Origin of the sequence: Rhizobium sp. TAL182 (assembly GCF_002117725.1) — a bacterium.
GTDB classification, from domain to species: Bacteria; Pseudomonadota; Alphaproteobacteria; order Rhizobiales; family Rhizobiaceae; genus Rhizobium; species Rhizobium esperanzae.
The window spans coordinates 2,071,380-2,089,627 of sequence record NZ_CP021024.1; the positions used below are offsets into that span (position 1 = coordinate 2,071,380).

Here is an 18,248-nt window from a genome sequence, read left to right on the forward strand (position 1 = left end):
AAGTTCAGCTGACCTTAGGTGAGGGAACTTCGCGCCGACGATGTTAGATCGCTCTTGCGGTGGTTACGGGCGCCCGTTTGCCGCCGCAGCCCCAGTTCCAGTCGCGGGTCTTGCCGGTGTCGAGGTGGACCGAGTCGGTGTGGCAATAGGTGCCGACCCCGCCGCGATCCGGCAAGGAGCGGATATAGGCGGCGATATCCCACTTGGACACGCCGTCGATCTGAATGTCTGCGGCCTCACAGCTCTTGTGCATCGATTCATCAGCACCACCGACCAGGCGGTTATGTTCTTCGTCGCGATAGCCTGATGTGACGATGACGGGCCGGCCGAAATGGTTCTCGACCGTCTTGATCACTTTCAGCAGGTCCGGCTTGAAGCAGCCGACCTCGACATTGTCGTTCTGGACGTGCAGCCCGTTCGGCGCAACTCGCGTCATGCCGGGCAGCGCGGCTTTGTGCAGGAGGCCGGAAAGACTGCCGAGCAGGTTCTGCTTCGGTGCGCTGTAAAGCGCGTTTGTCGTCGAGGCCGGGATACCGCCCGTCGCCACCGAGGCTGTTTGTACGGGCGCAGGCTGCGTGCCGGAATTTTCAGACGATTGCTGCGGCAGCACCGGCGCTGCCGGCTGCGAGGGCATGATCGGCTGGCTGTAGACGCTGCTTTTTGCGGGTGCCACTCCTTCCGTCGGCGCAAAGGCTTGCGGCTGGATGACGGTAGACGTGCTGTTGTTCTGCGGCGGCGCCTGGTGATCCGAAAAGATGCTCATCGCCTGGGCGTTGATCCGTGTCGACTGCATGACGAGCCCGCCTATATTGGCAGGCGCCGCCATTGCCGGATCGGCCGGCGGGACGGCGGCATTCGCATCCCCTGCCACGACCTGTGGCGCGGCCTGGGCGCCGGAGACATTGACGAGCCGGGGGTCGGTATAGACCGAGCGCGGGGCAGATTTCACCGGCGCCGTTGCGCCAATTTGTGGCGCTGCAGCCACCGTCGCCGGAACCGCAGGGGTCGCCGCTGCGGAATCGAGCGTCTTCTTGTTCGATACGCAGCCCGACAGCGCCAACATCGAGGTGGCGATCAGCAATGCGCCGGTAATGGGCATCCGCGTCTCAATATTACCCAAGCAATCTGTCTCCGGTTGATGCGAAAAACAGCGAAATATCGCCATCCTCCGCTTCGATTCACCGGGAGATTGCCTGCGGGGCCGGGTCGCGGCAAGCGCCAAGGCGCCAGCCGGACCCGAAATCGCAAAAGCCGCAAGTTTCGCAAAAGCCTTGCGGCCAAAACCCTTACCAGGCGCCGGTATTGCCCATGGAAACCCAGGGTTCGGCGGCCGGAAGCGGGCTTCCCTTCTGCAGAATTTCGATCGAAATGCCGTCGGGCGAGCGCACGAAGGCCATGTTGCCGTCGCGCGGCGGCCGGTTGATGGTAATGCCGTTATCCATCAGCTTTTGGCAGATCGCGTAAATATCATCCACCTCATAGGCGAGGTGGCCGAAATTGCGTCCTCCGCTATAATCCTCCGTATCCCAGTTGTAGGTGAGCTCGAGGCAGGGGGCTTTTTCGCTGCGCGCACGGTCGAGATCGTCGCGAGCGGCCAGGAAAACTAGGGTAAAGCGGCCCTTCTCGTTTTCGTGGCGGCGAATCTCCTCCAGTCCGAACAGCGAGGTATAGAAGGCAAGCGAAGCGTCCAGATCTTTGACGCGAACCATCGTATGAAGATAACGCATTCTATCTACTCCTTTATAGGGGCTGGCCTTTTTGGCGAGCCGAGGTCAGCTTCGGGCAAGTCATCTTTATAAAATGTGCAGCTGGGAATAACCGAAAACTAGGACTTGCGCTTATCCGTTACCAAGATGTTAATCTTGATTTCAAGAATCAGTTAACCGTAACAGTGTGACGCGTATTCGAGGGGCTGGCGATAATGGCTGATAGGATTTCATCGAACGCATACACCGATGTCGACGAGCTGTCGTCAGAAGCGGTCGATCTTGTCGAAATCACCGGTGTCGTCAAGTGGTTCGACGTCGCCAAGGGCTTCGGCTTCATCGTGCCTGATAACGGCATGCAGGATGTTCTCCTGCATGTGACCTGCCTGCGCCGCGACGGCTACCAAACGATCCTCGAGGGCACGCGCATCGTCGCTCTCGTCCAGCGCCGCGAGCGCGGCTACCAGGCTTTCAAGATCCTCTCGATGGATCAGTCGACTGCCATTCATCCCTCGCAGTTGCCGCCGGTGCGCACCCATGTGCAGGTCACCGCCACGAGCGGGCTCGAGCGTGCGCTTGTCAAGTGGTTCAACCGCACCAAGGGCTTCGGTTTCCTGACGCGCGGCGAGGGCACCGAAGACATTTTTGTGCACATGGAAACGCTGCGCCGCTTCGGGCTGACGGAGCTGCGCCCCGGCCAGGTGGTCCTCGTCCGCTTCGGCGATGGCGAAAAGGGCCTGATGGCCGCAGAGATCCATCCCGACGTTCCGAGCCCGGCAAGCCGGTCGCACTGACATGCGCGGCATCGTCCTGTTTCATGCGATCAGAAGCGCCGTCCTGGCGCTTTTTTTCTTGGTCGCCCTGCCGGCTTTGGCTGAGGAGGAGATGCGGTTCGACAAGGAGCCGCTGCTCATCCAGACAGCCGCGGGCAAGATGCTGCATTTTACCGTCGAGGTCGCCGCCACCGGTGATCAGCGCGCCCGCGGGCTGATGTTTCGCAAGTCGATGGCTGATGACGCCGGCATGATTTTCGATTTCGGGCAAACACGGCGCGTTGCCATGTGGATGGAGAACACCATCCTGCCGCTCGACATGCTCTTTGCCGACGACACCGGCACGATCCGCCACATCAAGGAAAACGCAAAACCCTATTCACGCGACATCATCGATTCGATGAGCCCGGTGAAATACGTCGTCGAACTCAATGCCGGCATCGTCGGCAAACTCGGAATCAAGCCAGGCGACAGAATCGTCAGCGCCACGACGACGAAGGCGAAGTGACGGTACGTAAGCTCGCGGGTGCACCAGCTGCGATGCAGGTATCAAGAAATTGATGGATATCAGGGTATTGAATGGTCGGAGTGGAGAGATTCGAACTCCCGACCCTCTGGTCCCAAACCAGATGCGCTACCAGACTGCGCTACACTCCGTGCCGTGATTGGCAGCGGGAATACACGGTTCGCTTCGCCGTCGCAACCCATAAATCCAGCGGTCGCCGGAGATTTCTCACCATGTCTGTGGACGCAGGGGGAAATCTCGGGTCGGCCGTCAATTTACCTGTGAGGCGCAATTGGACGTCAGGGCGATCAGCCTTAGCCGCGGGCGATCAGGCCGATATATTGGGCATAGCTGATAGCGATATAGAAGAAAGCGGTGATGCCAGCTCCTATCATAATGGCATTGAACTCTGTCGAACGTCTCATCATGCGTGCATCCACTGAAGCCGATTGAGCCGCAAACTAGTGCCCATGGCCGGCTGCGGCAATCAGCTTGTGATCACAACATGAGACAATTGGTAATATTGCGCAATGGCCTGGAATTCCTGCGGATTTAGGTGGATGGGAAGCGACATGAGGGATGAATGTGCTGGGCCGCCCGAGTTAACGATAAGCCTTGCTCCCCAACACATTGGCGTATTGTCGGTGCGGCTGTGGCGGCGGCGTCGCGATCCGCTTTTTTCTTGAAAAAACGGGGATTCGCGGATAAGCAAAATTCAACTCTTCGCGTTATCGCAAACGACGAAGCAAGGGCCCGGCAACGGGATTGAGACCATGAAAGGCGGGGCGCTCTGTCCTCGCATATTCGGAGATGCCGCAGTCATGTCTGCCAAGATCTATCGTCCTGCTAAGACCGCCATGCAGTCCGGCAAGGCCAAGACCCATCTCTGGGTGCTTGAATTCGATCAGGAGTCGCCGCGCAAGATCGATCCGATCATGGGCTACACCTCCTCGGGCGATATGCGCCAGCAGGTAAAGCTCACCTTCGAAACGCAGGCACTTGCCGAAGCCTACGCCCAGCGCAACGGCATCGAATACCGCGTCATCGCGCCGAAGGACCCAGCGCGTCAGGTTGTGGCCTATCCGGACAATTTCCGCTATACCCGCACGCAACCCTGGACGCATTGAAATTTCTCGTCCACATATGGCGCATTCGGTCGCGCTCTTTGAACGTGACCGCCGGACGGCCCCTTAGCTCAGCTGGATAGAGCACCTGCCTTCTAAGCAGGTTGTCGCAGGTTCGATTCCTGCAGGGGTCGCCACCATCTTTCAGATATCTGTTTTTACGCAGTTTTTGAGAAACCCCTTATCGGAGTTGTTTTGAGGGCTAGGCTTTTAATATGCATCCGGCAATGCTGGTAATCGGCTTTTGGGCAAATCTCACCGAAATGGGCGCGCAGTCTGTTTAACATTTATCGGCCATGAACTCGCGGACACCCCTAGTACTAATTTCTATGGAGGGAAGGTGACAAAGCGCGCAAGTATCATCTGCCTAGTAGGTTTCATCCTCTGTTTCGTAGGCGTGATTGCCCTAGGAATTTTCAGCGGCGGTGTGGAGTATATGCATGGCTCCACCAGATATACCTACAACATTCTTTGGACACTTCTTGCTGTACTATTTCTGCCAGGCCTCATGAGTTATTTATTTTCGCGGTCGTGGCCGGAATTTCGCAAGGATAAGGCCAATAGAGAATTCGTGCGCAAGAACAAATTGTTAACATTTTTTATTTGGCGCGAAATCAGGGATGAAGGAATGGACAACGGGCAGCATCAGTAGCGGTCATGCGGATTTGGCTGCCATGGCAGGATGCCGACCGATAATAACATTCTGAAACGCGACATCCGAGTTATTGCCACAGCCAGAAACAGTTGGCTATTCCGCGATACCGTCGACGGTCCAAGGCCGGCGCCTTGGGCGCCTGACCGGCGCTCCACTCGACCGCGTCAAAAATCGCGAGATGTACGGGGACCGCTATCGCCTCGCGCAAAGCGGCACCGGAAAGGCCGGCCGACACCGGCCGAAAATGACAGCGCGCGGAGGGGATCGCCGCTCGGGCTACGCCCTCCCAGCTTGCTCATCCACGCGCTGAAGTAACCGAAGTTTGCGTGCTGTGTGGCGGATTTTACTCCGCCCTCGTTGGCACGATTGTTGCGGCGGTCGGGCGACCGCCGCAACGGGTATGATTACAGGAGAAAATCGCCTGCCCCCAGCTGGACGTGGCCCTGCAGCTGAATCTCGAAGTCATGAACACCGTCGCCGTTCAAGTCGGCCTGGATAACGGTATGGTCGTCCTCGTAGTGCCACGCGAGCGCGCCAGCCTTCTTGTCGAACAAGGCATTCTCCTGCGCCTGGAAATGGAAGGCTGCATCGCCCTGCGCAGATCCATTCGCATCGATCGCCGAGAGGTCGATCTTATCGACGCCATGCTGGAAGTCGGTGATGACGTCGCGGTTCGAGCCGGACCCAGTTTCCGTCGCCGTTTTGAAGGCAAACGTATCCGAGCTGGTGCCGCCGGTCATGATGTCCTTCCCGGCACCGCCAATGATGACGTCTGCGCCGGCGCCGCCGTTCAGCTTGTCCGCGCCGGCCCCGCCATTGAGAACGTTGCCGCCGTTATTGCCGCCGGTCAGCACGTCGTCGTAGCTGGAGCCGGTCACGTTTTCGATGCTGACGAGCTTGTCACCGGTGGCATCCCCGCCCGATGCTACCTTAGTCGCCAAGTCGACGTGGACCCCCGCGCTGGAGCCCGCATAGCTGGCGGTGTCGTTGCCATTGCCGCCGTCGAGCACGTCCGCGCCGGCGCCGCCCTTCAACATGTCATTACCGGCGAGACCCTTGAAGGTTTCGTTGCCGCCGTTGGACTGACCGGTGTGCGGCATGATGTCATTGCCGTTGGTGCCGGTGTACAGCTTCGTGGTTGTGGTTGGCGTTCCCGTGGTGGGGGTCTCCGTAGTCGGCGTAGTTGGCGTTCCCGTGGTCGGCGTCCCCGTGGTGGGCGTCCCCGTGGTCGGCGTCCCCGTGGTGGGCGTTCCCGTGGTGGGCGTTTCCGTAGTGGGCGTCTCCGTAGTCGGCGTACCGGTGGTTGGCGTTGTCGGTTGCGTTGGTGCGGTCGGTGTTCCCGATGCCGGGGCGGAGCCGGATTCGTAAGCACCCATATCAACAGTTCCTACGACGCGCGCGTCGCCGTCCAGATCGACCGAGCTGACGCCGTACTTGGTGGTTCCGCTGTCAACCGCCGCCGAGCCGGAGCCGAGGTGGAAGTCGTCGCTCGATGCCCCCACGAATTTCGGGTCAACGCCGAGCTTGTTGCCGTCCGCCGAGCTAGGCATCGCGTTGCCGCCATCGGTTTTAACCGAGGCCTGGCCGGCCGTGCCGTTGTAGGTGATGTTGTTGGCCCAGACGACGTTTTTGTTGGTGTAGGCGTCGGTCGACGTATTATCGATCGCAGTATTGTTCTTGTTTAGCGATGGGTCGGCTACGGCGACGTTGTTGACCCAGGTGTTGTTGCTCGACGCCGAGTTGCTCAGCTCGCCCCGCCAGGTGCCGGTGTTCTGCGGGTCCTGATTGTTGTGGTAGGCGGTGTTGTTCTTCACGGTGACGGAGTCGCTCCAGGTAACCTGAATGCCTTTGCCGCCGTTCCCGTAGACGAGGTTGTTGTCGACCAGGGTCTTGAACGTGTAGTTCGGATTACCGCTCGCCTGCGTGCTCTGGAAATCGTCGATGATGATGCCGTTGCCGTCGGTGTGTTCACCAGACTTTGTGACGTTGTCGTGCGAGATGTTGTTGCGCACGATGTTCCGGTAGCCATCCGTCGAGGTATCACCGGTGATGTTCCGGTTCTCGTAGAGCGAGATGCCCGAGAACCAGCCCGACGACGCGTTATTATAGGTCTCGTTGCCTTCGACGTGGATGAAGTCCGACTGGTTGAACTGGATGCCCGACTCCCCGTTGCCGTGGACCTTGTTATTGAGGATCTGGACGTGGTGGACACCGCTCGCTTCGATGCCGTCGCCGCTGGCGCCGCTGATATCAAAGCCGTCGACGACCACGTGGTTGGCGTTGACACTGATCGCGTTCCACGAGCCCGCGGGGGCCCGGATCAGCGCCCCGCCGGGCACTTCCGAGCGCAGCGTGATGTCGGCTGCCGCCGAGCCGTCCTTGTCGATGTTGATGCTCTCGTTGTAGGTCCCCGTTTTCACCACGACCTCGTCGCCAGGCTTAAGGTTCGAAGCCATCGCCTCACTGATCGTGCGAAAAGGAGAGGAGGCACTGCCGTTACCGCCGCCGCTGCTGCTCGAAGCTACGTAGTATGTTGTCATGGTTTTGTTCCTCAACTTCAGCGTTGTCTAATATTTTGTGGTTAATCATGTCTTGCGGCGGGGTTTATAGGACGAGGTTCTGAAGGGCGCAACAGCATCTAAACAGTAAGTACTTGAGAAACATAGCCATATTGCTGCCACAATATCCAGATCACTCCCAAGTTACATTTTGAAATATTTGCGGAAATCCGATTCGCCCAAATTGGGACAAAATATATATCTCGCTTCCCGCGAATTATTCTTTCTGCAACCAGAGCGAAGCCCGCCCATTGAAAAGATTAGGAAAATCTGATGGACGTGACTGAAATCCTGCCGCCAAGGCGGGATCAACATTTTTTCTGAATTTTTCAATTTTTGGCAGCTTCGCCTTCACGATTGGGGCTAATTGACATGGCCGTGGCAAGGCCAGCACCGTCTCCGGGGTGCTCGATTCGATCATGAGTCGCTTTCAAGACTGATTAGATAATGGGCACACCGCTCCTCCGCAGACACATGCCAGCAGGTGAAATTCGCCTTCGAAGCGCAGGCTCTGGCGGACGCCTATACTCAGCGCAACGGCATCGAATGCGTGTGATCGCGCCGAAAGACACCGCTCAGGTGGTGGCGTATCCCGAACAATCCTTAACTCGAACCCCGCCACTTTGGAGAGGGTGGGCGGGGCAATTCATCCATGGCTCGGGGTCACATCGCTAGATTACAAGGGAAATTTGCTCGGACACCTCATCTTGCGTGGAGGCGGCCGAACCCAATTCCGGCGCGGGGTCCTTTGGCGGCACATAGAACGGCACGGCGATGTTCAGACGCTCTCGGCCTCGCAGTTGTTGTATAGCGAGGGAAAGATCCATCTTCTTCGTGGCTGGTCTTTCCGATACCGGAGCCATGACGATTTCGGTTTGGCTGTCATGTCGTCATGCAGGCGGCAAGCAGTTTTATGGAGATCATCTTTGATACATCGCAGACGTGAATAATATTATCCAAGACGGCAAAGTAATCATCGCAAGTGGGTTATTTCGTGTGGTGCGTGGCAGCCAATACAAAGACAGAAATTCTGAGGATGTCGCCAGAAAGTTGAAATATCGTGGGATTATATATGTTCGATCTGCGCTATACTGCCTCTAGCCGCAATAGGTGGGGTGCTGCTGCCGTCGACAACGTATACCCTCCCTGGTCAATTCTTAGGGGGCGAGTATGAGAACGATCTTTGTGAGCATCAGCGCCGCTGCATTTCTAACTGCAATGAATGCCTACGCGGTTGATCTTCCTGCAGGGGCCAAAAAGGCTACAATGGACGAGTTCAAAGCTTTTGCTGATGGCAAGCATGTGAAGGTAGAGATTGTCGATCTCGAAAAGCCTGTGACCGCCGAACTCGTTTGGAGTTGGAAGAAGGGGACCATTACCGGCAAGGCCGATGTCGGCGGCAAAACGATCGACGTGAAAACGAAACTCACCTTCAAGGGGGATAAGGCCTGTTCTGCCGGCAAAGACGAAAAGCCAAGCTGCCATTTTATCTATATCGACGGCAGCAAGTTCTACGAAGTTCGAGATGACATGAAAGTACATGCGGTGTCGACCGTCGGTTGAGGTTCGCATCCATCCCGCAGCTCCCGATCTCCGCACTTATGGAGCTCGGTCCAATCCCGCTGCTCCGGTTGCCCTGAAAGCCGCGCTGCAGCTTCCACCATCCCCGTGGTAAATGCCGGACGGCAAGGGCCGGCCATCCGACAGCGCCAAAAGCTGATATGCGGCCGCCGTCGACAAGCCACGCCGATACAGCCGGGCTTGTGTTCCCGGCTTTTGAAGTCCTATGGCAAACTAGAACCGTTCGGTTCTTCTCAGCGATCCAGGAAATGATCGAAGTAAATCTTGGGGATGGGGTAAGCGTAGACGCCTCGATCGACAAAGCCGCGCCTGTAGAGGCAATTTCTGAGCGCCGCGTTATAGTGCAGGCTCTGCGGATCCGGCGACCCGCGTCGCCATGAGCCTGCCTCCGGCACGCACCACTGAAGAGCTTTGTCGTATCGAGAGAGGAGGGCAGGGTCTGTTTCGACCCGTACGCCACTGTAGGATTGATAGTTTGAAGGAGATTCTGCGGCCGAAATACAGCCCAGGCTAAGTGCAACGCCAACGACTGCCATCAATCTCATTGGGTTTAGTTCTCCTCTGGTTGATCATCGAAGTAATCGAGCGGGAGGTTATTTGTTTCAACGCCTGCGGGCAAGAGGGATGGGGTGCTGGAGCAATTCCAGGAAAAGTGTGAAACGCTTTCCGTCCCGGAACTGTGTAAAAACAAAAACTTAGAGCGGTTCTGCGCTTCCATGAAAAAGCTGAACCGCTCTCGGCATGGCCGGGACCGCCAGCGCGGCGGCCTCTCAATGGATCAATCCAGGAGATCGGCCCGCACCTTCCGCCGGGCGGCGGCGATTCCCGTCCTGCCGGTGTCTGCAATCTGTTGCAGGCCGCCGCCCGCTGAACATGAAAGACCCGCCGAACCCAAAAGGTGCGGCGGGCCTCCAACAAGTTCAGCATTCGGGGTCAGTGCAGGATTTGGCTGAGGAACAGCTTGGTGCGCTCGTGCTGCGGATTGTCGAAGAATTCGGCTGGCGAATTCTGCTCGACGATCTGCCCCTGATCCATGAAGATGACGCGGTTGGCGACCTGGCGGGCAAAACCCATTTCGTGGGTGACGCAGAGCATGGTCATTCCTTCCTCCGCGAGGCCGACCATGGTGTCGAGCACCTCCTTGATCATTTCCGGATCGAGCGCCGAAGTCGGCTCGTCGAACAGCATGATCTTCGGGTTCATGCAGAGCGACCGGGCGATGGCCACGCGCTGCTGCTGACCGCCGGAAAGCTGGCCCGGATATTTGTTGGCCTGTTCGGGGATCTTGACCCGCTTCAGGAAGTGCATGGCGATTTCTTCCGCCTGCTTCTTCGGCATCTTGCGCACCCAGATCGGCGCCAGCGTGCAATTTTCGAGGATCGTCAGGTGCGGGAAGAGGTTGAAGTGCTGGAATACCATGCCGACCTCGCGGCGCACTTCGTCGATCTTCTTCAGATCGTTGGTGAGTTCGGTGCCGTCGACGATGATCTGGCCCTTCTGGTGCTCTTCGAGACGGTTGATGCAGCGGATCATCGTCGATTTGCCCGAACCGGACGGGCCGGCGATGACGATGCGTTCGCCGCGCATGACCTTCAGGTTGATGTCGCGCAGCACGTGGAAATCGCCGTACCACTTGTTCATGTTGATGATTTCGATCGCCACTTCCGTTGCGGAAACGGTGAGCTTCTTAGCTGGAGCTTCAGCCATGATTATTTCCCTCATTCTTATCGTTTGTGGCCGGTGTCGAGGTGACGTTCGATGAATGCTGAATAGCGCGACATGCCGAAGCAGAAAAGCCAGAAGGCGAAGCCAGCGAATATCAGCCCCGTCAGCGGCGTTACTGCGGTTGCCCAGTTCGGATCAACGAAGTTGAGGCGAACGATGCCGAGAAGGTCGAACATACTGATGATCGATACCAGCGAGGTGTCCTTGAACATGCCGATGAAGGTGTTGACGATGCCGGGGATCACCAGCTTGATTGCCTGCGGCATGATCACCAATCGCATCTTCTGCCAGTAGCCCAACCCGAGCGAATCCGCGCCCTCGAACTGGCCCTTGGGAATAGCCTGCAGGCCGCCGCGGATGACTTCCGCCATATAGGCGGAGGCGAAGATCGATACCCCGATGATCGCGCGCAAGAGCTTGTCTACCGTCCAGCCGGCCGGCAGGAAAAGCGGCAGCATGACGCTCGCCATGAACAGGACGGTAATCAGCGGCACGCCGCGGACGACTTCGATGAAAACGACGCAGAACGTGCGGATGACCGGCATCTGCGAGCGCCTTCCGAGCGCCAGGATGATGCCGAGAGGGAAGGAGACGGCGATGCCGACGAAAGAGAGCACCAGCGTCACAAGCAGCCCGCCCCAGAGTGGGGTCTCGACGATTTCCAGGCCAAATCCGCCGTAAAGCAGAAAGAAGGATACGATCGGCAGCACGCCGAAGAGCAGGAGGGCGTTGACGCCCTTACGCGGCGCCGAAGGGATGAGCATCGGCACCAACAGGAGTACGAAAAGAATGCCGACCAGCGTCGGGCGCCAGCGCTCGTCGAGCGGATAACGTCCAAAGATGAACTGGTCGAATTTGGCATTGACGAAGGCCCAGCATGCACCGCTCCAGCCATCCGGCTGGATGCCACCCTGTACGGCAGTGGCGCAGAAGGTGCGGTCCGGGCCGCTCCAAACCGCCTGCACGAAGAGCCAGTCGAGCGCGTGCAGGAGAGCCCAAACGACAAAGACCAGCGCCAGGATGGTTAGGACCATGTCCTTGGGCGTCGCAAGCAGGTTACGCCGAATCCAAGCGACCGGACCTTTCTCTGCCGAGGGCGGCGGTTCCGGCGCCAGTATGGCGGTTCTGACGAAAGCGTTGCTCATCTTACCTCTCCACCAGCGCCATCTTGGCATTGAACCAGTTCATCAACAACGAAGTTACGACGCTGAGGCTGAGGTAAATGACCATCCAGATGAGGATCACCTCGACAGCCTGACCGGTCTGGTTCAGCGTCGTGCTGCCGACGGCGACGAGATCGGCAAAACCGATGGCGATCGACAACGACGAGTTCTTGGTCAGATTGAGATACTGGCTGCTCAGCGGCGGAATGATGATGCGGAAGGCCTGCGGAATGACGACCAGCCGGGTGATCGACGAGGGGTGAAGCCCGAGTGCGGCTGCAGCTTCGGTCTGTCCCTTCGGCACACCGCGAATGCCTGCGCGCACGATTTCGGCGATGAAGGCAGCGGTGTAGAAGGAAAGTGCCAGGAAGAGCGACATGAATTCAGGCCCGACGACGGAGCCGCCGGTGAGGTTGAATTTGCCCGCGATCGGATAATCGAACGTAAGCGGCGCGCCTGCGACCAGGAAGACGATCAGCGGCAAGCCGACCAGCAGGCCGATCGAAGCCCAGATCGTGTGGAACGGCTGACCTGTCGCTGCCTGCCGGCGATGCGCCCATCGGGCCGTCGCAATCACCGCGATGATCGCGACGACGAAGGCGACGCCGACGAGCCAGAAAGTCTCGCCGAAAATCGGTTTGGGGAAGGAAAGCCCACGGTTGTTCAGATACGCCCCGAGCGGCAGATGCAGTGACTCGCGCGCATTCGGCAGAACCGCCAGAACGCCCGAATACCAGAAGAAAATGACAAGCAGCGGCGGAATATTGCGGAAGACTTCAACGTAGACCGTGCACAGCTTGGCAATCAGCCAGTTCCTCGACAGGCGGCCGATGCCGATGATGAAGCCGATGATGGTGGCGGTGATGATGCCGGTAACGGCGATCAGGATCGTATTCAGAAGGCCGACGACCAGTGCCCGGCCGTAGGTCGAATCGCTTGAATAGGCGATCAGCGACTGACCGACCTCGAATCCGGCGCGGCCGTTCAGAAAACCGAAGCCCGACGCGATGTTGGCGCGCGCCAGATTGACGGCAGTGTTGTGCGCGACCCACCAGACGAAGACGACCAGCAGGACGATGGTGAGAACCTGGAAGAAAATGCCCCGAATTGTCGGGTCGTAGAGGGCGGACTGAAAGCTCCAGCCGCTCCTGGATACACGTGTTGAATCCAAAGCCTGATGCGTCATGCTTGGCCAATTCCCCATTACGCTCCTTTTCGGAGCTTTTTTATTGGAGGGGAAAGGCGGTCGCCCGCCTTTCCGGCTTCATGCGTGATGCCGCTCAGCGAACCGGCGGAGCGTACTGAATGCCGCCCTTGTTCCACAGGGCGTTAAGGCCGCGCGCAATCTTGAGCGGGCTGCCCTGGCCGATGTTGCGCTCAAAGACTTCGCCGTAATTGCCGACGTTCTTGACGATGTTGTAAGCCCAGTCGTTGGTCAGGCCGAGATCGGTGCCGATCTTGGTATCCGCCTCGACGCCGAGGAAGCGCTTGATGTCAGGGTTCGGCGAGTTCTTCATGTCGTCGACATTGGCCTGCGTGATGCCGAATTCTTCAGCATTGATCATGGCATAGCCGACCCAGCTGACGATATCGAACCACTGGTCGTCACCCTGACGCACAGCCGGGGCGAGCGGTTCCTTGGAGATGATTTCCGGCAGGATCGCGTGTTCGTCCGGGTTCTTCAGTGTCAGGCGCAGCGAATACAGACCGGACTGGTCGGTGGTGTAGACGTCGCAACGGCCGGCATCATAGGCGGCGTTGACCTCGTCCAGCTTTTCGAAGACGACCGGATTGTACTGAAGATTGTTCGCCTTGAAATAATCGGCGAGGTTGAGCTCGGTGGTCGTGCCCGACTGGACGCACACGGACGCGCCGGAGAGTTCCAATGCCGACTTCACGTTCAGGCTCTTGCGGACCATGAAGCCCTGGCCGTCATAATAGTTGACGAAACGGAAGTTCAGGCCGAGTGCCGTATCGCGGTTGATCGACCAGGTCGTATTGCGGGCGAGGACGTCGATTTCGCCCGACTGCAGGGCGGGGAAGCGATTGGCGGCGCTGAGCGGCGTGAACTTCACCTTGGTGGGGTCGCCGAACACGGCCGAAGCGACAGCCTTGCAGAAGTCGACGTCGAAGCCCGCCCAGTTGCCGGAAGCGTCAGGCGCTGCGAAGCCGGCGAGACCGGTGTTGACGCCGCACTGAATGAAACCCTTTGCCTTTACATCACCGAGAGTCGTGGCCGAAGCAGCCGAGGCGCCAAGAGCGAAAACTGCTGCGCCGATCGTGGCGGACAGAAGCTTGTTCTTCATTTTTTTTCCCAACCTTTTCCGTTGTATTATATTTTCTTGTGGGGCGTTCCGGCGGAAAACTCTGCCACCCCCATCGTCTCGACACCCTCCCGGCGCGAGTACCCTATCACAGTCGCAAATGTCACCATGGTCAAGTGTCGCCATCAATAATTGCGGCAAAATTCAGCATTTTGCCGGATTGCGCCACATTCGAAGGCGGTTGGCTAGGAAATGAGCGCCCAATTGCGGAAAAATAACGCGAATTTAGAAAAACCTAGCGACTGCTGTCCCCCTCCTCGAGGGGTTGACCGGACCGGTCGAGGCGTCCAAAAGTCTGGTTTTGCGCCCCTCGCCAAAGGCTATTTCCGACATGAAAGACAAAGACAGCTTGCTGCAGACCGCCGGCATCAACACCCGCCTGACCCATATCGGCAACGACCCCTTCGACTATCACGGCTTCGTCAATCCGCCGGTCGTGCATGCCTCGACGGTCCTGTTTCCGAATGCGGCGACGATGGACACGCGCTCGCAGAAATACACCTATGGAACGCGCGGCACACCGACGACGGACGCGCTCTGCGAGGCGATCGATGCGCTCGAAGGTTCTGCCGGCACGATCCTCGTCCCCTCCGGGCTGGCGGCCGTCACCATTCCGTTCCTGGGGTTCGTCGCCGCCGGTGATCACGCACTCGTCGTCGATTCGGTTTATGGCCCGACCCGCCATTTCTGCGATACGATGCTGAAGCGGCTCGGCGTCGAGGTGGAATATTACGATCCGGCGATCGGCAGCGGCATCGAGACGCTGTTCCGGCCGAACACCAGGCTCGTCCATACCGAGGCTCCCGGTTCCAATACCTTCGAAATGCAGGATATTCCGGCGATCTCGGCGGTCGCCCATCGCCATGGCGCCGTCGTCATGATGGACAATACCTGGGCGACGCCGCTCTATTTCCGGCCGCTCGATCACGGCGTCGACATCTCCATCCACGCGGCGACGAAATACCCGTCCGGCCATTCCGATATCCTGCTCGGCACGGTATCGGCCAATGCCGAGCATTGGGAGCGGCTGAAGGAGGCGAACGGCGCTCTTGGCATCTGCGGCGCGCCCGACGATGCCTATCAGATCCTGCGCGGATTGCGCAGCATGGGGCTGCGCCTCGAGCGCCATTATCAAAGCGGGCTTGATATCGCCGAATGGCTGGAGGGCAGGGAGGATGTCGCCCGCGTGCTGCATCCGGCGCTGCCGAGTTTCCCCTCTCACACTATCTGGAAACGCGATTTTACGGGCGCCAGCGGTATCTTTTCCTTCGTGCTTGCCGCGGAGAGCCCCGAGAAATTCAAGGCGAAGGCCCACGCCTTCCTCGACGCGCTCAGGATTTTCGGTCTCGGCTATTCCTGGGGAGGCTTTGAAAGCCTCGCGCTACAGGCCAATCTGAACGACCGCAAGGTCGCCAAGGCGCCGAAGGAGGGGCCGGTCATCCGCCTGCAGATCGGCCTAGAAGATGTGGCCGACCTCAAGGCCGATATCGAACGGGGTTTCGCGGCGGCAAGCGCCGTCTGAGCAGTTGCGGCTAAAGTATGTCGCGCAAAAATGTGCTGCGGTTTTGCGGCAACAAATGCGTAGAACAAATACCTGAAGCGCATGAGCGAATCTGAAAGATCGCGATGCGCTTTAGGGGCTGCGGCCGCTTGCGGCGCCTTACAGCGTGCTCCGAGCCCGGTAGCCGTAGATCCAGTCGAGATCGGCCGCCAGGCTTTGCGGCGGCTTCAGGCCGAGCACCAGATCACGGCCGATCCGGATCGGCCCCTTCGCATGATAGGCAAATTTGTTGAAGGCGCCGCGCTGGCGAAGCTTTGCAATGCGCGGCGAACGATGCCTTTCAAACAGCGCCAGTGCTTCCACCACCGGACGGTTTGAAAGAACCGCGGCAAGTTCGTAGGCGTCTTCGATCGCCATGGCCGCTCCCTGGGCGGCAAAGGGCATCATCGCATGCGCGGCGTCGCCGATCAGAACCGTCCCGCGGCCGTCCTGCCACGCGCCCGACGCGGTTTCGAAGAGCGGCCAGAACGTCAGCTTCGGCTGTTTTTCGAGCAGCGACATGATCGCGCTGTTCCAACCGGAAAGCTGCGCCCGGAGCCGCGCGCGCTGCTCTGCCGTCGGCTCGTTCCCCCAAGCCTGCGGCGCGGCATTGCCGGCGGTGATCGCCACCATGTTGATGCTGCCGGTCTCTTTCAGCGGATAGCAGACAAGATGCGCCGATCCGCCGAGAAAGGCCGAAACGCTTGTCCGGCCGAGAAAACCCGGCGCCTCGTCTTCGGCAATGGTGAAGCGGTAGGCGATGTTGCCGGAAAAGCGCGGTGAGCGGCTGCCGGGTATGGAGTGCCGGAGTTTCGACCAGACGCCGTCCGCGCCAATGACCACATCGGCGGCCCGTTCGACAGGTGGCGAATTCGATTCCATTCGCGCGCCGAGATGAAGCCGGCAGAGCGGATCGGCTTCGACTGCGGTGAGAAGCGCATTCTGCAATGTGGCGCGGTGCAGCACGCCATAGGGTGCCCCCCAGCGCTGCCGCGCAAATTTGCCGGCCGGCACGGCCGCAAGCTGGCGCAGCGAACCGCCTGACATCAGCCGGATTGCCTCCGGTTCGAGCCAGACTTTTGAAAGCCCCTCGAGGACGCCGAGTTCTGCCAGGATGCGGGAGGCGTTCGGCGAAACCTGCAGGCCGGCGCCGACTTCGACGAGTTCATCGGCCTGCTCGAAAATCTCCGAGCTGATGCCCCGCCGGGACAGCGAAAGCGCAGCGGTCAGCCCGGCAATGCCGGCGCCGATGATGGCGGCATGTTCGACCGGCATTATCAAGTCCGATCCGGATTCTGGACGGTTTACGCCGCCCTCACGTGGAAAACGCAACCGGCCGGATTGGTCTGGCTCGGCTTGAGAGACGCATTATAGCGGTAAAGCGTCGAGCAATAGGAGCAGACCTTCTCGTTGTCGTCGCCCATGTCGATGAAGATATGCGGATGGTCGAAAGGAACCGAAGCGCCGGTGCACATGAATTCCTTGACGCCGACTTCGATGACGCGATGACCGCCGTCGTTCTGGAAGTGAGGAATGTTGTGGCCGGCCATGTCGCTCTCCGAATGCTATGAAAGGTGCGCGGACCTTATAAGTCTTCGCCGCAAATGTGTAGAGCCAAAGCGCCGCTCCCGGCACAGTTTTTACCCACTATTTTGGCTTCACGCCGAGAGGCGGCTCGACTATGGTCGCGCCAAAAGCAAGGCCCGATGAACCTGAATACACCTGCATTTTCAAGCTTCACTCATGACGGATTGGAGATCGCCTTTTTCGATGAGGGCGACCCGTCCGGCGTGCCTGTCCTGCTGATCCATGGTTTTGCCTCGACGGCGAACGTCAATTGGGTGCATCCGGGCTGGTTGAAGACGTTGGGCGATGCCGGCTATCGGGTGATCGCCATCGACAATCGCGGCCATGGCGCGAGCGACAAGCCGCACGATGCCGAAGCGTATCGCCCCTGGGTCATGGCCGGCGATGCGATCGCCTTGCTCGATCATCTCGGCATCCCTGAGGCCAATCTCATGGGCTATTCGATGGGCGCGCGCATTTCCGTTTTTGCAGCACTCGCCAATCCGCACCGCGTCCGCTCGCTGGTGCTCGGCGGCCTCGGCATCGGCATGACCGATGGGGTCGGCGACTGGGACCCGATCGCCGATGCGCTGCTGGCTCCGTCGCTGGAGGTCGTGACGCATGAGCGCGGCCGCATGTTCCGCGCCTTCGCCGAACAGACTAAGAGCGACCGCACTGCGCTTGCCGCCTGCATCCGCGGCTCGCGCGACCTCGTCGCTCGCTCCGATATGGGCAAGCTCGACATGCCGACCCTGATCGGCGTCGGCACCAAGGACGATATCGCCGGCTCGCCGCAGGAACTGGCTGCCCTGATGCCCGAGGCCGAAGCGCTCGATATTCCCGGCCGCGATCATATGCTCGCCGTCGGCGATAGGGTTTTCAAGCTGGCGGTGCTGGCCTTCTACGCAAGGGTCGCCGAGCGGTGACATCATCGTGATGCCGAAAAACGATGCTAAAAAACCGTGGCGACGGCACCCATTTATGTTATTGCCGTTTTCCTCTATATATCGGTATTCCGAAAACGGCAT

18 protein-coding genes, 2 tRNA genes and 1 pseudogene are annotated in these 18,248 nt (G+C 59.1%); 9 read left to right on the forward strand and 12 right to left on the reverse strand.

Features of this window, described 5'->3' with window-relative positions:
• Positions 1–43 precede the first annotated feature (43 nt).
• The gene (locus Tal182_RS10430; protein ID WP_094299094.1) at positions 44–1,120 is read right to left on the reverse strand and encodes a D-Ala-D-Ala carboxypeptidase family metallohydrolase; all 1,077 of its coding nucleotides are present in this window, start codon (positions 1,118–1,120) and stop codon (positions 44–46) included.
• Positions 1,121–1,286: 166 nt separating this feature from the next.
• The gene (gene gloA / locus Tal182_RS10435) at positions 1,287–1,727 is read right to left on the reverse strand and encodes a lactoylglutathione lyase (protein WP_085859379.1); all 441 of its coding nucleotides are present in this window, start codon (positions 1,725–1,727) and stop codon (positions 1,287–1,289) included.
• A gap of 194 nt (positions 1,728–1,921) precedes the next feature.
• Between gloA and Tal182_RS10440 the strand changes: the two genes are divergently transcribed.
• Positions 1,922–2,500 (forward strand): cold-shock protein, encoded by a 579-nt coding sequence (locus tag Tal182_RS10440; protein ID WP_064802232.1) that lies wholly within the window; start codon positions 1,922–1,924, stop codon positions 2,498–2,500.
• A gap of 1 nt (position 2,501) precedes the next feature.
• Positions 2,502–2,987 (forward strand): DUF192 domain-containing protein, encoded by a 486-nt coding sequence (locus tag Tal182_RS10445; RefSeq protein ID WP_085859380.1) that lies wholly within the window; start codon positions 2,502–2,504, stop codon positions 2,985–2,987.
• 72 nt (positions 2,988–3,059) lie between these two features.
• Here Tal182_RS10445 and Tal182_RS10450 read toward each other — a convergent pair.
• Positions 3,060–3,136: transfer RNA gene (locus tag Tal182_RS10450), tRNA-Pro, on the reverse strand.
• 669 nt (positions 3,137–3,805) lie between these two features.
• Here Tal182_RS10450 and Tal182_RS10455 point away from each other — a divergent pair.
• The 4 genes and pseudogenes from Tal182_RS10455 to Tal182_RS32215 form a co-directional block, all read left to right on the forward strand.
• Complete coding sequence (locus tag Tal182_RS10455; RefSeq protein WP_008526983.1) at positions 3,806–4,111, forward strand: ETC complex I subunit; 306 nt, start codon at positions 3,806–3,808, stop codon at positions 4,109–4,111.
• A gap of 57 nt (positions 4,112–4,168) precedes the next feature.
• Positions 4,169–4,245, forward strand: a tRNA-Arg gene (locus tag Tal182_RS10460).
• A 203-nt stretch (positions 4,246–4,448) separates the two neighbouring features.
• Positions 4,449–4,760 carry a hypothetical protein gene (locus tag Tal182_RS10465; protein WP_064810231.1) on the forward strand — a complete coding sequence of 104 codons (312 nt, stop codon included), beginning with the start codon at positions 4,449–4,451 and terminating at the stop codon, positions 4,758–4,760.
• 24 nt (positions 4,761–4,784) lie between these two features.
• Positions 4,785–4,886, forward strand: a pseudogene (locus Tal182_RS32215) (transposase); the annotation flags it as partial.
• A 281-nt stretch (positions 4,887–5,167) separates the two neighbouring features.
• Here Tal182_RS32215 and Tal182_RS10475 read toward each other — a convergent pair.
• Complete coding sequence (locus Tal182_RS10475) at positions 5,168–7,303, reverse strand: right-handed parallel beta-helix repeat-containing protein (protein ID WP_085859381.1); 2,136 nt, start codon at positions 7,301–7,303, stop codon at positions 5,168–5,170.
• 235 nt (positions 7,304–7,538) lie between these two features.
• On the reverse strand, positions 7,539–7,742 hold the full coding sequence (locus tag Tal182_RS31665) for a hypothetical protein (RefSeq protein ID WP_125461474.1): 204 nt from the start codon (positions 7,740–7,742) through the stop codon (positions 7,539–7,541).
• Between the two features lie 749 nt (positions 7,743–8,491).
• Between Tal182_RS31665 and Tal182_RS10480 the strand changes: the two genes are divergently transcribed.
• On the forward strand, positions 8,492–8,884 hold the full coding sequence (locus tag Tal182_RS10480) for a hypothetical protein (RefSeq protein ID WP_085859382.1): 393 nt from the start codon (positions 8,492–8,494) through the stop codon (positions 8,882–8,884).
• Between the two features lie 251 nt (positions 8,885–9,135).
• On the opposite strand, the gene Tal182_RS10485 is transcribed toward Tal182_RS10480, so the two are convergent.
• From Tal182_RS10485 to Tal182_RS10505, 5 genes are all read right to left on the reverse strand, one after another.
• Positions 9,136–9,447 (reverse strand): hypothetical protein, encoded by a 312-nt coding sequence (locus Tal182_RS10485; RefSeq protein ID WP_082929653.1) that lies wholly within the window; start codon positions 9,445–9,447, stop codon positions 9,136–9,138.
• 388 nt (positions 9,448–9,835) lie between these two features.
• Positions 9,836–10,609 carry an amino acid ABC transporter ATP-binding protein gene (locus tag Tal182_RS10490; protein ID WP_038688615.1) on the reverse strand — a complete coding sequence of 258 codons (774 nt, stop codon included), beginning with the start codon at positions 10,607–10,609 and terminating at the stop codon, positions 9,836–9,838.
• 17 nt (positions 10,610–10,626) lie between these two features.
• Entirely contained in the window at positions 10,627–11,772 is a 1,146-nt protein-coding gene (locus Tal182_RS10495; RefSeq protein ID WP_085859383.1) for an amino acid ABC transporter permease, read from the reverse strand.
• 1 nt (position 11,773) lies between these two features.
• Complete coding sequence (locus Tal182_RS10500; RefSeq protein ID WP_085859384.1) at positions 11,774–12,976, reverse strand: amino acid ABC transporter permease; 1,203 nt, start codon at positions 12,974–12,976, stop codon at positions 11,774–11,776.
• Positions 12,977–13,070: 94 nt separating this feature from the next.
• The gene (locus Tal182_RS10505) at positions 13,071–14,096 is read right to left on the reverse strand and encodes an amino acid ABC transporter substrate-binding protein (protein ID WP_085859385.1); all 1,026 of its coding nucleotides are present in this window, start codon (positions 14,094–14,096) and stop codon (positions 13,071–13,073) included.
• Positions 14,097–14,445: 349 nt separating this feature from the next.
• On the opposite strand from Tal182_RS10505, the gene Tal182_RS10510 reads away from it, so the two are divergent.
• Positions 14,446–15,636: a cystathionine beta-lyase gene (locus Tal182_RS10510; RefSeq protein WP_085859386.1), complete on the forward strand. Its 1,191-nt coding sequence runs from the start codon at positions 14,446–14,448 to the stop codon at positions 15,634–15,636.
• Positions 15,637–15,774: 138 nt separating this feature from the next.
• On the opposite strand, the gene Tal182_RS10515 is transcribed toward Tal182_RS10510, so the two are convergent.
• Together Tal182_RS10515 and Tal182_RS10520 are read right to left on the reverse strand one after the other, a co-directional pair.
• Positions 15,775–16,929, reverse strand: coding sequence for an FAD-dependent monooxygenase (locus tag Tal182_RS10515; protein WP_085859387.1), 1,155 nt, complete (start codon positions 16,927–16,929; stop codon positions 15,775–15,777).
• Between the two features lie 29 nt (positions 16,930–16,958).
• A complete protein-coding gene (locus Tal182_RS10520) occupies positions 16,959–17,204 on the reverse strand; it encodes a zinc-finger domain-containing protein (RefSeq protein ID WP_085859388.1) in 246 nt (81 codons plus the stop codon).
• Positions 17,205–17,360: 156 nt separating this feature from the next.
• Between Tal182_RS10520 and Tal182_RS10525 the strand changes: the two genes are divergently transcribed.
• Positions 17,361–18,146: an alpha/beta fold hydrolase gene (locus tag Tal182_RS10525; protein WP_085859389.1), complete on the forward strand. Its 786-nt coding sequence runs from the start codon at positions 17,361–17,363 to the stop codon at positions 18,144–18,146.
• Positions 18,147–18,248: the final 102 nt, after the last annotated feature.

Excerpts from the sequence above, each read along its gene's own strand:
- Tal182_RS10515 (WP_085859387.1), bottom strand. The coding sequence starts at position 16,929 with ATGCCGGTCGAACATGCCGCCATCATCGGCGCCGGCATTGCCGGGCTG.
- Tal182_RS10495 (WP_085859383.1), bottom strand. The coding sequence starts at position 11,772 with ATGAGCAACGCTTTCGTCAGAACCGCCATACTGGCGCCGGAACCGCCG.
- Tal182_RS10480 (WP_085859382.1), top strand. The coding sequence starts at position 8,492 with ATGAGAACGATCTTTGTGAGCATCAGCGCCGCTGCATTTCTAACTGCA.
- Tal182_RS10455 (WP_008526983.1), top strand. The coding sequence starts at position 3,806 with ATGTCTGCCAAGATCTATCGTCCTGCTAAGACCGCCATGCAGTCCGGC.
- Tal182_RS10445 (WP_085859380.1), top strand. The coding sequence starts at position 2,502 with ATGCGCGGCATCGTCCTGTTTCATGCGATCAGAAGCGCCGTCCTGGCG.
- Tal182_RS10440 (WP_064802232.1), top strand. The coding sequence starts at position 1,922 with ATGGCTGATAGGATTTCATCGAACGCATACACCGATGTCGACGAGCTG.
- Tal182_RS10500 (WP_085859384.1), bottom strand. The coding sequence starts at position 12,976 with ATGACGCATCAGGCTTTGGATTCAACACGTGTATCCAGGAGCGGCTGG.
- gloA (WP_085859379.1), bottom strand. The coding sequence starts at position 1,727 with ATGCGTTATCTTCATACGATGGTTCGCGTCAAAGATCTGGACGCTTCG.
- Tal182_RS10475 (WP_085859381.1), bottom strand. The coding sequence starts at position 7,303 with ATGACAACATACTACGTAGCTTCGAGCAGCAGCGGCGGCGGTAACGGC.
- Tal182_RS10510 (WP_085859386.1), top strand. The coding sequence starts at position 14,446 with ATGAAAGACAAAGACAGCTTGCTGCAGACCGCCGGCATCAACACCCGC.
- Tal182_RS31665 (WP_125461474.1), bottom strand. The coding sequence starts at position 7,742 with ATGATCGAATCGAGCACCCCGGAGACGGTGCTGGCCTTGCCACGGCCA.
- Tal182_RS10485 (WP_082929653.1), bottom strand. The coding sequence starts at position 9,447 with ATGAGATTGATGGCAGTCGTTGGCGTTGCACTTAGCCTGGGCTGTATT.
- Tal182_RS10490 (WP_038688615.1), bottom strand. The coding sequence starts at position 10,609 with ATGGCTGAAGCTCCAGCTAAGAAGCTCACCGTTTCCGCAACGGAAGTG.
- Tal182_RS10520 (WP_085859388.1), bottom strand. The coding sequence starts at position 17,204 with ATGGCCGGCCACAACATTCCTCACTTCCAGAACGACGGCGGTCATCGC.
- Tal182_RS10525 (WP_085859389.1), top strand. The coding sequence starts at position 17,361 with ATGAACCTGAATACACCTGCATTTTCAAGCTTCACTCATGACGGATTG.
- Tal182_RS10505 (WP_085859385.1), bottom strand. The coding sequence starts at position 14,096 with ATGAAGAACAAGCTTCTGTCCGCCACGATCGGCGCAGCAGTTTTCGCT.